This is a genomic window from Janthinobacterium sp. SUN211, from assembly GCF_030587315.1.
Taxonomy (GTDB): domain Bacteria; phylum Pseudomonadota; class Gammaproteobacteria; order Burkholderiales; family Burkholderiaceae_D; genus Janthinobacterium; species Janthinobacterium kumbetense.
The window spans coordinates 343,624-356,066 of sequence record NZ_JAPWIC010000005.1 but is presented as its reverse complement, the minus strand read 5'-3'; the positions used below and the strand labels follow the sequence as shown (position 1 = coordinate 356,066).

At 66.5% G+C, this 12,443-nt stretch carries 16 protein-coding genes; 8 read left to right on the top strand and 8 right to left on the bottom strand.

Translation table 11 applies throughout. The features are described 5' to 3' along the window. Nucleotides 1-9 precede the first annotated feature (9 nt). The 6 genes from O3301_RS18990 (at nt 10) to O3301_RS18965 (ending at nt 3,143) form a co-directional block, all read left to right on the top strand. Nucleotides 10-513: an OmpA family protein gene (locus O3301_RS18990; protein ID WP_305057157.1), complete on the top strand. Its 504-nt coding sequence runs from the start codon at nt 10-12 to the stop codon at nt 511-513. A 38-nt stretch (nt 514-551) separates the two neighbouring features. Continuing rightward, entirely contained in the window at nt 552-1,022 is a 471-nt protein-coding gene (locus O3301_RS18985) for a gluconokinase (protein ID WP_305057248.1), read from the top strand. Between the two features lie 71 nt (nt 1,023-1,093). After that, nucleotides 1,094-1,411 carry a DUF3144 domain-containing protein gene (locus O3301_RS18980; protein WP_092712778.1) on the top strand — a complete coding sequence of 106 codons (318 nt, stop codon included), beginning with the start codon at nt 1,094-1,096 and terminating at the stop codon, nt 1,409-1,411. Beyond that, nucleotides 1,411-2,331 carry an acyl-CoA desaturase gene (locus O3301_RS18975; RefSeq protein ID WP_305057156.1) on the top strand — a complete coding sequence of 307 codons (921 nt, stop codon included), beginning with the start codon at nt 1,411-1,413 and terminating at the stop codon, nt 2,329-2,331. The genes O3301_RS18980 and O3301_RS18975 overlap by 1 nt, the downstream gene beginning before the upstream one ends. A gap of 75 nt (nt 2,332-2,406) precedes the next feature. After that, nucleotides 2,407-2,802, top strand: coding sequence for a helix-turn-helix domain-containing protein (locus O3301_RS18970; RefSeq protein WP_305057155.1), 396 nt, complete (start codon nt 2,407-2,409; stop codon nt 2,800-2,802). Further along, the gene (locus O3301_RS18965) at nt 2,784-3,143 is read left to right on the top strand and encodes a hypothetical protein (RefSeq protein ID WP_099664554.1); all 360 of its coding nucleotides are present in this window, start codon (nt 2,784-2,786) and stop codon (nt 3,141-3,143) included. Before O3301_RS18970 ends, O3301_RS18965 begins: the two co-directional genes overlap by 19 nt. Nucleotides 3,144-3,147: 4 nt before the next feature. Here the strand turns inward: O3301_RS18965 and O3301_RS18960 are convergent, their stop codons facing one another. The 5 genes from O3301_RS18960 to O3301_RS18940 all read right to left on the bottom strand — a co-directional run bounded on the left by O3301_RS18960 (nt 3,148) and on the right by O3301_RS18940 (nt 8,282). After that, entirely contained in the window at nt 3,148-3,687 is a 540-nt protein-coding gene (locus tag O3301_RS18960; protein WP_289905544.1) for a gamma carbonic anhydrase family protein, read from the bottom strand. A 35-nt stretch (nt 3,688-3,722) separates the two neighbouring features. Next, nucleotides 3,723-4,454 carry a CPBP family intramembrane glutamic endopeptidase gene (locus O3301_RS18955; RefSeq protein ID WP_305057154.1) on the bottom strand — a complete coding sequence of 244 codons (732 nt, stop codon included), beginning with the start codon at nt 4,452-4,454 and terminating at the stop codon, nt 3,723-3,725. Nucleotides 4,455-4,545: 91 nt separating this feature from the next. Beyond that, the gene (locus O3301_RS18950) at nt 4,546-5,682 is read right to left on the bottom strand and encodes a benzoate/H(+) symporter BenE family transporter (protein WP_305057247.1); all 1,137 of its coding nucleotides are present in this window, start codon (nt 5,680-5,682) and stop codon (nt 4,546-4,548) included. 177 nt (nt 5,683-5,859) lie between these two features. Continuing rightward, the gene (locus O3301_RS18945) at nt 5,860-7,335 is read right to left on the bottom strand and encodes a PLP-dependent aminotransferase family protein (RefSeq protein WP_305057153.1); all 1,476 of its coding nucleotides are present in this window, start codon (nt 7,333-7,335) and stop codon (nt 5,860-5,862) included. Continuing rightward, nucleotides 7,332-8,282, bottom strand: coding sequence for a hypothetical protein (locus O3301_RS18940; protein WP_289915836.1), 951 nt, complete (start codon nt 8,280-8,282; stop codon nt 7,332-7,334). The genes O3301_RS18945 and O3301_RS18940 overlap by 4 nt, the downstream gene beginning before the upstream one ends. A 149-nt stretch (nt 8,283-8,431) precedes the next feature. Between O3301_RS18940 and O3301_RS18935 the strand changes: the two genes are divergently transcribed. Then, a complete protein-coding gene (locus tag O3301_RS18935) occupies nt 8,432-8,887 on the top strand; it encodes an META domain-containing protein (RefSeq protein ID WP_305057152.1) in 456 nt (151 codons plus the stop codon). Between the two features lie 55 nt (nt 8,888-8,942). After that, nucleotides 8,943-9,665 carry an HAD-IA family hydrolase gene (locus tag O3301_RS18930; protein WP_289899006.1) on the top strand — a complete coding sequence of 241 codons (723 nt, stop codon included), beginning with the start codon at nt 8,943-8,945 and terminating at the stop codon, nt 9,663-9,665. Here O3301_RS18930 and O3301_RS18925 read toward each other — a convergent pair. The 3 genes from O3301_RS18925 to ssuD are packed head-to-tail and all read right to left on the bottom strand — an operon-like array spanning nt 9,610 to nt 12,435. Beyond that, the gene (locus tag O3301_RS18925) at nt 9,610-10,449 is read right to left on the bottom strand and encodes an ATP-binding cassette domain-containing protein (protein ID WP_289915840.1); all 840 of its coding nucleotides are present in this window, start codon (nt 10,447-10,449) and stop codon (nt 9,610-9,612) included. The genes O3301_RS18930 and O3301_RS18925 overlap by 56 nt on opposite strands. A 23-nt stretch (nt 10,450-10,472) precedes the next feature. Further along, complete coding sequence (gene ssuC / locus O3301_RS18920) at nt 10,473-11,273, bottom strand: aliphatic sulfonate ABC transporter permease SsuC (RefSeq protein WP_289905550.1); 801 nt, start codon at nt 11,271-11,273, stop codon at nt 10,473-10,475. 1 nt (nt 11,274) lies between these two features. Beyond that, nucleotides 11,275-12,435 carry an FMNH2-dependent alkanesulfonate monooxygenase gene (ssuD, locus tag O3301_RS18915; RefSeq protein WP_305057151.1) on the bottom strand — a complete coding sequence of 387 codons (1,161 nt, stop codon included), beginning with the start codon at nt 12,433-12,435 and terminating at the stop codon, nt 11,275-11,277. Between the last annotated feature and the right edge of the window lie 8 nt (nt 12,436-12,443).

Sequence of the window (12,443 nt, the reverse complement as noted above, 5' to 3'; positions counted from 1 at the left end):
AGCAACACCATGCAATTTCTCTACACACAATTACGCCGCGGCGTCCTCGGTCTGTTCATGCTGGGCCTGCTGGCCGCCTGCCAGAGCACGCCAGAAGTCAAACCGCTGTTCAACGCCGAGCAAGTCGCCACCTTGAAGGAGCAAGGCTTCAACCAGACCGACGAAGGCTGGGAACTGAGCTTTACGGACAAGCTGCTGTTCGAATTCGACGCCGCCAAGCTGACGGCACCGAGCCGCAATGCCATCCAGAAAATCAGCGCCGCCCTGCTGAAAGTGGGCATTACCCACATGCGCGTGGAAGGCCATACGGATAACGAAGGCACGGAAGCGTACAACAACAAGCTGTCGCTGGCGCGCGCCAACGTGGTAGCCGACGCCATGAGCGCATCGGGCATTCCGCGCGACAACATCACCGTCAAGGGCCTGGGCATGAGCAAACCGGTCGCCTCGAACGCCAGCAAGACGGGCAAGGCGGAAAACCGCCGCGTCACCGTCATCGTCTCGGCGCCTTGACCTTGCACCTGGACGTGCCCGCCGTGCGCTGGGTCGTGATGGGCGTGTCCGGCTGCGGCAAGAGCGCCGTCGGCAGCCTGCTGGCCGAGGCCCTGCACGTGCCCTACGTGGAAGGCGACGACGTGCATTCCCCGCAAAACGTGGCCAAGATGGCGGCCGGCATCCCGCTCGACGATGCCGACCGTGCCGGCTGGCTGGCCGCCCTGCGCGAGCGCATCGCCACGGCGCGCGCGCAAGGCAGCGGCCTCGTCGTCTCTTGCTCGGCCCTGAAGCGCGCCTACCGCGACGTGCTGCGCGCAGGCGACCCGGCCCTGCGCTTTGTCCACCTGGACGGCCCGCGCGCCGTGCTGGAAAGCCGCTTGCAGCGCCCGGGCCACTTCATGCCCGCCAGCCTGCTCGACAGCCAGCTGGCCACCCTGCAACCGCTGCAGTCGGACGAGGCCGGCATCGTGCTCGATATCCGCCAGCCGCTGGCCGTGCTGCTCGAACAGATCCTGCAAACGCCCTGACTGGCGGCCGTGCGGCTGGACAGTCCGCGGCCCCCTGTGTAGACTGGCGCGCACTTTCATGAAGGATTTCTATGAGCACACCAACGACAAAACCAGCACCGGGCCCCGAATTCTGGGAACGCGCCGACCAGGTCATCGCCCTGGCCAATGAGCAATGCATGCACAGCGGCGGCAATGAAGTGGCCACCTCGCTGCTGTACGCGGCCGCCCGCTTCAACGCCTTCCTCGTCGCCAGCAAGAGCAACGACGTGGCCAAGATGCAGGCAGAGAAGGAAGGCGCCGTGGCCTTCTTCACGGAACAGTACAAACGCATGCTGACCGACAACTTCAACGATTACATCACCAACTTCGACAAGTACACGCAACCGTCGTCGGCCCCCAAGGGCTGATGCCAACGGCCAGCCTGGACAGTCACCGCGTCCGCGCCAGCCACGCTGGCGAAGTGCTGGACGGCGTGGTGCGCTACGCGCCGCCGCCATCGCTGTGGCTGACGGCCATGCTGGCCGGCGCCGTGACTGGCGCCGTGTTCTTCTTCAGCTGGACGGGCGTGGCGCTGTTTATCGTCAGCACGGCCATCGTCCTGCTGTTCGGCCACTCGCTGGGCAGCCACCGCAAACTGATCCACGACAGCTATCAGTGCCCGAAATGGCTGGAATATGTACTCGTGTACCTGGGCGTGCTGGTGGGCCTGAGCGGCCCGCTGGGCCTGCTGCGCCAGCACGAGCTGCGCGACTATGCGCAGCGCCTGCCCGACTGCCACCCCTATCTGCGCCACGGCGCCGGCTTCTGGCGCGATGCCTGGTGGCAACTCCACTGCCGCCTCGACCTCGACCACCCGCCGCGCATCGCCATCGAGCCACGCATCGCGCACGACCGCTTTTATCGTTTCCTGGAAAGAACCTGGATGCTGCAGCAATTGCCGTGGGCCGTGCTGTTCTACGTCTGGGGCGGCTGGGGCTTCGTCTGCTGGGGCATCTGCGCGCGGGTCAGCGCCGGCGTGCTGGGCCACTGGCTGATCGGCTACTTCGCCCACAACCATGGGCAAATGCACTTCCATGTCGACGGCGCCGCCGTGCAAGGCCGGAATATCCGCCTGACCTCGCTGCTGACCATGGGCGAATGCTGGCACAACAACCATCACGCGTATCCGGGTTCAGCCAGGCTGGGCCTGCTGCCGGGCGAATGGGACCCGGGCTGGTGGATGCTGCTGCTGTTGCGGCGCCTGGGCCTCGTCTCCGGCCTGCGCCTGCCGCACGACCTGGCGCCGCGGCCGGAACTGCGCCAACGGCTGCCCGCCGATAGTTATTGACCAATCGTTCACCAATGCATATAGTGGAAGCAGATACGGGACATCCCGCCCCGCCGCACGCATTGCATACGCACCATGGCCAGACCGCGCAACTTCGACGAAACGACCGTCATCGGCCAGGCTGCCGCCGTCTTTGGCAGCCTGGGCTACAACGCCGCATCGATCGATGACCTGGTCAAGGCGACCGGTTTGCTGCGCGGCAGCCTGTACAAGGCATTCGGCTCCAAGCGCCATCTGTTCGAGCGCGTGCTGGCGCAGGCGCTGCAGCCTGGCTGGCCGGCGCGGGAAGAAGCGGTCGATTTGCTGATCATCGCCTTGAAGGAACTGGCGCCCTCCGACGCCGCCATCACGGCGCTGTGCCGCGCCGCCGTGCTGGACACGGGCGCCGGGACGGCCCGCCTGCTGGGCGAACGCCTGTTAAGCCATCTGGATCAACCACCAAAGGAGACACCATGCCTGTCCTCGAATTGAACGACGATGCACTGACCATCCGCCTGGCCCTGTGGGAAAAGCTGGCCTCCTTTCACGGCAACCTGCGTATTCCCCTGCAGCATGTGCGTGGCGCCACCGACGATGACGGCTTTCGCGGCACGGCCCTGGGCTTGCGCGCCCCGGGCACCAACCTGCCTGGCGTCATTTCGGCGGGCACCTACCACAAGGGTGGCGACCGCCAGTTTGTCTTCATGACGCGCGGCACGCAGCCGCTCGTCATCGAATTGCAGGGCGAAAAGTGGGCGCGCCTGGTACTCGGCGTGCCTGACGCGCGCGCCATGGCGGCGCGCATCAATGCGCTGGCCACGGCGCCAGCCTGACGCATCAGTCCGGCTCGCCGGCCAGGTAATTGTTCTTCACGCGCACGTAGTGCTCGGCCGAATAGCGCAGGTAGGCGATCTCGGCCTCGGTCAGCGCGCGCACCTTGGCGGCGGGACGGCCCACGTACAAATGGCCGCTTTCCAGCACCTTGCCCGGCGACACCAGGCTGCCCGCGCCCAGCATCACGTGTTTTTCCACCACCACGTCATCCATGACGATGCTGCCCATGCCGATCAGGCACTCGTCGCCGATGGTGCAGCCATGCAAGATCACGGAATGGCCGATGGTGACGTACTTGCCGATGGTCAACGGTGAACCGTCGGGCTTGGCCGCATTCCTGTGCGACACGTGACCCATGGAAAAGTCCTGGATATTGCTGCCTTCGCCGATGACGATGCGGTTGACGTCGCCGCGCAGCACGCTGTTGCACCAGATGGAACAGTCGTCGCCGATCTGCACGTCGCCAATCACTTGCGCCGTGTCATGCAGGTAGACGCGCTCGCCCAGTACGGGGCGGGTATTCAGGTAAGAGCTTACAGGCATTGTCTTCTCGTTTCTTTAACATTAAACAACAGGATTCACACCCAGCCGGCGGCCAGCGCAAAAATCGCCAACCCATGCGCGAGGGATGCGCCCAGCAAGCCGGCACGGCAATATACCAGCCCCGCCACTACGCCTTCGATCACGGTGAACACGAGGATGGGCACGCCCACCTGCGTGACGGTGGTGGCGAGAAAGGCGTGGCACAGGCCAAACAGCAGGCCCGACACCAGCGCCGCGCGCCAGGCCGGCAGCCAGGCGCGCAATTGCTGCTGCAGCAAGCCGCGAAACAGCAATTCCTCATAACAGTTGGCCGCCAGCGCAAAGCCCAGCAGCAAGGGCAGCGCGGATGGCGCGACGGGCGCCAGGGACGGCAAGCCGGACAAAGCTTTCAAGCCCGTCGCCAGCGCAATGATCAGTATGGCGCCCGCCACGCCCAGCAACACGGACAGGGCCGGCCGCGTGCCCAGCCAGCGGATCTGGCGGCGCGCCTCGCTTTCCAGCCAGCAAGTACTCGCCACCAGGGCCAGCGACATGGCGCCCAGCGCCAGCAAGACCGGCGGCGGCGCCGTGAAACGCAAGCCGCCCGCCGCCACTTGCCAATAGCCATGCGCCGTCATCGCGTCGCGCGCCAGCACGAAAAACAGCATGTGCACGAGCACGCGCAGCAGCGGCACCGTCCGGGGAACGGCCAGCAGCAAGGCGGCGCAGACGAGGAAGGCGGGCGTGATCGCCAGCAGATACTGCGCCAGGGAAGTGATCTCGGGCATCGTTCAATCGTTCAATAGTGCCAACGGGCACGGGCGCAGCAATTGTATGCGGCGGCCGGCAACATGGGCAAGCTGTCCGGCGATGCCGCCGTCAAGCCGCCTTGCGCCAGCCATGCATCAGCGCATGCGCCGCCAGCCCGGCCGCCAGCCCCCACAGGGCGCCGCCCACGCCCAACAGGGTCACGTTTGCGGCCGTGGCCAGGAAGGTGATCAGCGCCGTTTCGCGCATGCGCACGTCCGCCATCGCCTGCGCCAGGCTGTTGCCGATGGCGCCCAGCAAGGCCAGGCCCGCCAGCGCCGTGATGAAGGGACGCGGCAAGACCATGAACAGGCTGGCCAGGGTGACGCCGAAGATGCCCACCAGAATGTACAGCACGCCGCACGCCAGGCCCGCCACATAGCGCTTCGACGGGTCCGCATGCGCATCCTTGCCCGTGCAGATGGCGGCCGTGATGGCGGCCACATTGAAGGCGTGCGCGCCGAATGGCGCCATGAGCAGCGAACCGAGTCCTGTCACCGTCAAAATGGGATTGGCGCTGACCTGGTAGCCGTCATTGCGCAACACCAGCATGCCGGGCATGTATTGCCCCGTCAGGGTGATCAGGAACAGGGGCAGCGCCACGCCCAGCAGAGACGCCACGGAAAAGCGCGGCATCTCGAACACGGGCGCGGCCAGGGCCAGTGCTATGCCTTGCGTATCGATGCGCCCCTGCGCCAGCAGCAGGGCCAGACCGATCAGCATGATGCCCACCACGGCAAAGCGTGCCGTGAAACGGCGCAGCACGGCGTACGACAGCAGCAATACCACCACAAGCAGCGGATCGGCGCTGGCGCCGCCGAACGCGTTCACGCCGAATTGCAGCAGGATTCCGGCCAGCAAGCCGGCGGCGATGCCGCCCGGTATCAGGCGCACCAGGCGCTCGAAGGCGCCGGACATGCCCAGCAAGATGAAGGCGATGGCAGACACGATATAGGCGCCGATCACCTCGGCATACGGCGTATGCGGCATGACGGTGGCCAAAAAGGCCACGCCGGGCGTGGACCAGGCCGTGATGATGGGTGCGCGGTAACGGTAGCTGAGCCAGATGCCCGTCACGCCCACGCCGATGCTCAGCGACCAGACCCAGGACGCCGTCTGCGCGGCGCTCAGCTGGGCCAGCTGGGCCGCCTGGAATACCAGCACGAAGGTGCCGCCATAGTTGACGAGGACGGAGATGAAGGCTGCCATGGCGGGGGACGCCAGGTCGCGCCAGCGCGCCCGTGCCGTGTTGTCGATCGACGCCGATGATGTGGAACTGGTCTGCATGCGTGTGCCCTTGCCTGAGGTTCAAAAGGGGCATCTTAACGGCCGCATGGACTGCTCAGGCAGGCCACTTTACGCATGCATAACAGACCACTTGAGCGATCACCCCAGCGCGCGGGCCAGGCGGACGATGCCGCTGTCGATCTCGTGCGGTGTGAGCGCGGCAAAGCCCAGCAGCCAGCCGCCCCGCTCCGGCGGCCTCGCGTACAGCCGGCTCAGGCCCGGCAGCACGATGCCCGCCTGCGCCGCCAGGCGTATCGTTTCCAGCTCGTCCCTGCCCCCGTGCAGCAGACACGGCATCTGCAAGCCGCCCGGCGGCAGCTGCGCCGCGACCACGTGCGGCAAATGCCGCTGCACGGCCTGCGCCATCGCATCGCGGCGCACGGCGTAGACCTTGCGCATGGCGCGCACATGGGCCGCGAAATGGCCATCGGCGATGAAACGGGCCAGTGTCAGCTGGTCCAGCTGCGGCGTATGCCCGTCGAGGATGCTGCGCGCATACGTCATCGGTTTCACCAGCGCGGGCGGCAGCACCATGTAGCCGATGCGCAGCCCCGGATACAGCGATTTGGCAAAGGTGCCCAGGTAAATCGTGCGCTGCTGCGTGTCTAGTCCCTGCACGCACGCCGTCGGCAAGCCCGCGTAGTGAAACTGGCTGTCGTAATCGTCCTCGATGATCCAGCCCTGGCGCTCGGCGGTCCAGGCAGTCAGGGCCAGGCGGCGCTCGAGCGCCAGGGTGGCGCCCGTCGGGTACTGATGCGAGGGCGTGACGTACACCGTGTTGGCCCCGCTGCGGTCCGCGCGCAGGTGCTCGATGGACAAGCCATGCGCATCGACGGGTACTGGAATCACCCGCAATTGCGCCATCTCGAACGCCTTGCGCGCGCCGAAATAGCCGGGGTCTTCCATCAGGATGGGGCCGTGCGCGTCGGCCAGCACTTGCGCGCACAGGTACAGAGCCTGGCGCGTGCTGCTCAGCACCAGCACCTGGTCCGCCGTGGCCCGCGCGCCCCGCTCCAGGTTCACATAGTCGGCGATGGCCTGGCGCAGCGGTTCCGCGCCTTGCGGGTCGCCGTGCAGCAGCACGCCGGCCTGGTGTTCGCCGGCGGCCTGGCGCCGCAAGCGCTCCCACACGTCGAGCGGAAAGGCCCGCGTTTCCGGCAAGCCCGTGGCGAAGGCCTTCACGCTCTGCTGGTCGGCCACGCCGCCGCTGGCGAGAATCTGCGCACCGCGCGCGCTGAGGGCCACCGGCTGCGCGGACAAGGGCGGCAACGCAGTCGCAGGCTTGCCCTGCAAGCTCGCGCCTATCGTCGGCGAGACAAAACTTCCCGATCCCGCCTGCCGCCGCACATAACCATCGAGGCGCAGCTGCGCATACGCCATTTCCACCGTCTCGCGCGACACGCTCAGCGACTGCGCCAGCGCGCGCGTGGCCGGCAGGCGCAGGCCGGGCGCCAGTACGCCGTCGAGTATCAACTGGCGCAGCGCGCGCTGCACCCGCACGCGCAAGTCGAGCGCCGCCAGTTCAGGCGCGGCGATGCGGATTTTCAGGGTGTCGAGTTCGAACTGCGGCGTCATAGGGCCTTGGCGCGGGCCGCATCCACGGCGGCCATGCTGCTGGCCAGCGAAAACCCATGCTGCTGCAGCACCGCCACCAGCTGCTCGCCGGCGCAGCCCAAACGCAGGTTTTCCGCCACCCAGTCTTGCCAGGCGGCGCCGATCTCCGGCATGGGTTCTTCTTCCAGCGTGAGACCGAGTATGCAGCTGGCCAGCAAGCCGTTGATGCGCTTCGTGTCGATCAGGTGCTGCACCACCGCATGGCCCGACTGGGGATACGGGTGCAGGGTGCAGCGGCCGAAGGCGGCCAGGCGCTGCGCGTGCATGGCGTCGAGGTTCACCGATTCGCTGGCACTGGCGCCCGCATTGGCGACGTCGGGCCGGGCCACGTCAGGCCGCGTGCCGAACACCAGGTGCAGCTGCGTATCGGCCGTCGCCCTGGCGCGGCACAGGGCGGCCAGGTCGTAGTAGCCAGACGGCGGCGGGTCTTGCGCCAGCGACTCCATCACGGGCAGCCAGCGCAGCTCGTGGTACAGGCGCGCCTGCTGCACGTCCAGAAAAGACAAGGGTCCGAAGGCAACGATCTGCCGCGCCTCGAGCAGCAAGCCATACATGACGGCTGCGTACGCGCCCATGGACTGGCCGACGGTGCTGACCTGGCCGGGCGCGATGCGGCGCACCAGCTCGCGCAGGGCTTGCGCCGTTTCATCCACATGATTGCCCAGGCCCGCGATGCGGCGGTGGTACCAGGCGTTGCCCGAATCGCGCACGAGGATCTTGTTCAGGTGCTGGCCGCTGGCCTGCTCCAGCTTGCGCAGGCGCCCGTAAAAATCGAAGGCGGGACGCGTTGTCCACGAAACAAAACCGAAAGCGATCACCAGCGGCGCGCCCGGCACGATGCGGTCGACCAGCACGTCGTCGGCACTGGTGGCGACCAGTCGATTATCCAGCGCTTGCGCTTGCAGCATCGGCCCGGCTCCCCGATCAAGGTTGAAACAGCAGAAAGCATGAGTGTAATGCCAGTACTGGCAAAATGGAAACATTCGCCGCTGCGGTACGCGGACCGGTGCGAAAAATCTGCTAGTGTGCAGGCATTTCCCCCTCACAGGAGCGCCCCATGCTGCATCGCCTCACAAACCTGTCCCTCGCCGCCGCCATCGCCATGGCCGGCGGCTGCGCCGCCACGTCCGACAGCGCCAAGCCGGACACCGGCCTGACGCCCAGCTACAGCCTGACGAATACCTACTGGAAGCTGACGGAACTCGATGGCGCCCCGGTGACGATGGCGCCGCAGCAGGAGCGCGAAGTGCGCATCACCCTCACCGACGATGGCAAGGTCCATGGTTTCACGGGCTGCAACCAGGTCATGGGCGGCTACACGCTGGCCGGCACTGCCCTGCGCTTCACGCAGCTGGCCGGCACGCGCATGGCCTGCCCGCCGCCCCTGATGCAGCTGGAAAGCACCGTGCTGGCCAACTTGAACAGCGTGACGGGTTACCGTTTCGATGGCGAGTACCTGATCCTGCTCAAGGATGGCTCACCCGTGGCCAGGTTTGAATCGGTCTACCTGTGAAATAAAAATCGACTGCCGTTACAATGGCTTCCAGTCCATCATCCGGAAGGAAGCCATGTCCGCACTGCCCTCGCCGTCTTCATCCCCGACACCATCGGCCGCCGGCCGCTACCGGGCTTTTCTTTTTGACATGGACGGCACCGTCATCAATTCCATCGCCGCCGCAGAACGCATCTGGGGCACCTGGGCGCAGCGCCAGGGCCTCGACGTGGCAGCCTTCCTGCCCACCATCCACGGCGCGCGCTCGGTCGACACCATCGCCAAACTGCGCTTGCCCGGCGTCGACGCGCAGCGCGAATCGCAGGGCATCACGGACGCCGAAATCATCGATGTGGAAGGAATTATTGAAATCGCGGGCGCGTTGCGCTTTTTGCAATCGCTGCCGCCCGCGCAATGGGCCATCGTCACGTCGGCGCCGCGCGCGCTGGCCACGGCCCGCCTGAAGGCGGCCGGCATGCCGATACCCGCCATCATGGTGACGGCGGAAGACGTCAAGGCGGGCAAACCCCGGCCCGATTGCTATTTGCTGGCGGCGGAAAAACTGGGCGTGGCGCCCTCCGATTGCCTGGTGTTCGAAGATGCCTCCGTCGGCATCGAGGCGGGCGAAGCGGCTGGAGCAAAGGTCATCGTCGTCACCGCCACGCATGCGCATCCGCTGGCCACGCGCCACCCGGCCATCGACAATTATGAAGCCATCGTCGCGACGCTCGACAGCGACGGCTTCATCGTGCTGGCGCAGTTATCTGACCCTGCGGTTGCAGCACGCGCGACAAGATAGCCTGTTCCAGCGCGGCGAACGCCGCATGGCCGCGCTGGCGCGGGCGCGGCAAGTCCACCGGCACGTCCATGGTGACCTGTCCATCCTCGATCAGCAGCACCCGGTCGGCCAGGGCCACGGCTTCGGCCACGTCATGCGTCACCAGCACGGCCGTGAAACCGCGCGCCAGCCACAGCGACTCGATCAGCTGCTGCATCTCGATGCGCGTGAGGGCGTCGAGCGCGCCCAGGGGTTCGTCGAGCAGCAGCAGTTGCGGCTCGTGCACGAGCGCGCGCGCCAGCGCCACGCGCTGTTTCTGCCCGCCCGACAGCGCTGACGGCCAGTCGTCCGCCCGCTCGGCCAGGCCCACCGTCCACAGCGAGGCGGCCGCCGCGCCGACGGAACGGGGCAAGCCCAGGGCCACGTTGTCGAGCACCGTCTTCCACGGCAGCAGCCGCGATTCCTGGAACATGATGCGGATATCGGGCGCGCCCACGCCGCTGCCGATGGCGATTTGGCCTTCATCGACGCTTTCCAGGCCCGCGATCGAGCGCAGCAAGGTGCTCTTGCCGCAGCCGCTGCGTCCCACGATGGCGACAAATTCGCCCGCTTCCAGTTGCAGGTCGACGTTTTTCAGGACCGGACGTTCGCCATAGGCCTTGCTCAATTGCGTCAAGGCCAGCGGCACGCCACGGCGCGCCAGGGGAGCCTGCAGGGCGGCCTTGGCCTGCGGTGCGCTGGCCGGGTCGTACTGCACGAAGTGCGACAGGAAATCCGTTTCGATCTGGATGGGGGCGAGCAGCATGGTGTTCTTTCCTCATTTCGTCACTATCGGTAGGCGGGATTCCAGCGCAGGCAGTGGCGTTCCAGCCGGCGCGAGAACAAATCGGCCAGCTTGCCCAGCAAGGCGTACAGCAAAATCCCCACCAGCACCACGTCCGTTTGCAGGAATTCGCGGGCATTCATGGTCATGTAGCCGATGCCGGCCTGCGCCGAGATGGTTTCGGCGACGATCAGCAGCACCCACACGAGACCGAGCGAAAAGCGCACGCCCACCAGAATGGAAGGCATGGCGGCCGGCAGGATCACGTCGCGGTACAGGGGCCAGCCCGAAAGGCCATAGCTTTTCGCCATTTCGATCAAGCCCTGGTCCGCCGAGCGGATGCCGTGGAAGGTGTTCAGGTAGACGGGAAAAAACACGCCGACGGCCAGCAAGAACAGTTTCGCCGTCTCGTCGATGCCGAACCACAGGATCACCAGCGGGATCAGGGCCAGGGCCGGGATGTTACGCACCATTTGCAGGGTCGTGTCGAGCAGGGTTTCCGCGTGGCGGAAGCTGCCCGTCAAAAGTCCCAGCAGCAGGCCCAGTCCCGCGCCGACGGTAAAACCGACCGTGGCGCGCCACAAGCTCGTTTTCAGGTGCAGCCACAATTCGCCCGATACGGCCAGGTGCCAGAAGGCTTTCGCCACGGCCCACGGCTCGGGCAAGATGCGGCTCGACAGCCAGCCCCACTGCGCCGCCAGTTGCCAGGCCAGCAGCAGTGCCACGGGCAAGGCCCACGGCGCCAGCGCATTGCGCCACGGCGTGCCGGGCAGACGCTTGGTGGTGAAAGTGGGGCCGGCGCCCATCTCAGGCCGCCTTTTTCTGCGGCGCGGCCGGCACGATATTGCTGGCCATGACTTCGCCGAACGGTCCCGTCAGTGACTGCTCACCCACGGCCTTGCCCTTGCCCAGCAACGGGAACACCAGTTCAGCGAAGCGGTACGATTCTTCCAGGTGCGGGTAGCCGGAGAAAATGAAGGTGTCGATACCCAGGTCCGCGTATTCCTGCATGCGCGCCACCACGGTCGGGCCATCGCCCACGAGGGCCGTGCCCGCGCCGCCGCGCACCAGGCCCACGCCGGCCCACAGGTTGGGCGACACTTCGAGCTTGTCGCGCCGCCCGCCATGCAGGGCCGCCATCCGTTGCTGGCCCACGGAATCCATCTTGCCGAACGCCGCCTGCGCCTTGGCGATGATGTCGTCGTCCAGGTGGCTGATCAGTTCATCGGCCGCGCGCCAGGCCGCCTCGTTGGTTTCGCGCACGATCACGTGCAGGCGAATGCCGAAGCGCACCGTGCGTCCCCGCTTGGCGGCGCGCGCGCGGATGTCCGCGATTTTCTCGGCGACTGCGGCCGGCGGCTCGCCCCACGTCAGGTACACGTCCATCTGCTCGGCCGCCAGTTCATGCGCGGGCTCCGACGAGCCGCCGAAATACAGGGGAGGATACGGTTTCTGCACGGGCGGATACAGGGTTTTCGCGCCCTTCACCTGGATATGCTTGCCCTCGAAATCGTAGCCGGCAGCACCGCCCTCGCCCGCCAGGGTGGCGCGCCACACCTTGATGAATTCATCGGAGATTTCATAGCGCTTGGCGTGGTCGGCAAACAGGCCGTCCGCCTCCAGTTCTCCCTGATCACCGCCCGTGACGACATTGATGAGCAGGCGCCCGTTCGACAGGCGGTCGAAGGTGGACGCCATGCGCACGGCCAGGCCGGGCGTGGACAGGCCGGGCCGCACGGCCACTAAAAATTTGAGCTTTTGCGTCACGCTGATCAGCGACGACGCCACCACCCACGCATCTTCGCAGGAGCGGCCCGTGGGCAGCAGCACGCCGTCGTAGCCGAGCGTGTCGGCGGCCACGGCCACCTGGCGCAGATAATCGGCATCGACGGGACGCGCGCCCTGCGACGTACCCAGGTAGCGGCTGTCGCCGTGGGTAGGGATGAACCAGAAGACATTCAATGACATGGTGTGTA

Coding starts and splice junctions, on each gene's coding strand:
- O3301_RS18990 (WP_305057157.1), top strand. CDS start 10: ATGCAATTTCTCTACACACAATTACGCCGCGGCGTCCTCGGTCTGTTC.
- O3301_RS18985 (WP_305057248.1), top strand. CDS start 552: ATGGGCGTGTCCGGCTGCGGCAAGAGCGCCGTCGGCAGCCTGCTGGCC.
- O3301_RS18980 (WP_092712778.1), top strand. CDS start 1,094: ATGAGCACACCAACGACAAAACCAGCACCGGGCCCCGAATTCTGGGAA.
- O3301_RS18975 (WP_305057156.1), top strand. CDS start 1,411: ATGCCAACGGCCAGCCTGGACAGTCACCGCGTCCGCGCCAGCCACGCT.
- O3301_RS18970 (WP_305057155.1), top strand. CDS start 2,407: ATGGCCAGACCGCGCAACTTCGACGAAACGACCGTCATCGGCCAGGCT.
- O3301_RS18965 (WP_099664554.1), top strand. CDS start 2,784: ATGCCTGTCCTCGAATTGAACGACGATGCACTGACCATCCGCCTGGCC.
- O3301_RS18960 (WP_289905544.1), bottom strand. CDS start 3,687: ATGCCTGTAAGCTCTTACCTGAATACCCGCCCCGTACTGGGCGAGCGC.
- O3301_RS18955 (WP_305057154.1), bottom strand. CDS start 4,454: ATGCCCGAGATCACTTCCCTGGCGCAGTATCTGCTGGCGATCACGCCC.
- O3301_RS18950 (WP_305057247.1), bottom strand. CDS start 5,682: ATGGCAGCCTTCATCTCCGTCCTCGTCAACTATGGCGGCACCTTCGTG.
- O3301_RS18945 (WP_305057153.1), bottom strand. CDS start 7,335: ATGACGCCGCAGTTCGAACTCGACACCCTGAAAATCCGCATCGCCGCG.
- O3301_RS18940 (WP_289915836.1), bottom strand. CDS start 8,282: ATGCTGCAAGCGCAAGCGCTGGATAATCGACTGGTCGCCACCAGTGCC.
- O3301_RS18935 (WP_305057152.1), top strand. CDS start 8,432: ATGCTGCATCGCCTCACAAACCTGTCCCTCGCCGCCGCCATCGCCATG.
- O3301_RS18930 (WP_289899006.1), top strand. CDS start 8,943: ATGTCCGCACTGCCCTCGCCGTCTTCATCCCCGACACCATCGGCCGCC.
- O3301_RS18925 (WP_289915840.1), bottom strand. CDS start 10,449: ATGCTGCTCGCCCCCATCCAGATCGAAACGGATTTCCTGTCGCACTTC.
- ssuC (WP_289905550.1), bottom strand. CDS start 11,273: ATGGGCGCCGGCCCCACTTTCACCACCAAGCGTCTGCCCGGCACGCCG.
- ssuD (WP_305057151.1), bottom strand. CDS start 12,435: ATGTCATTGAATGTCTTCTGGTTCATCCCTACCCACGGCGACAGCCGC.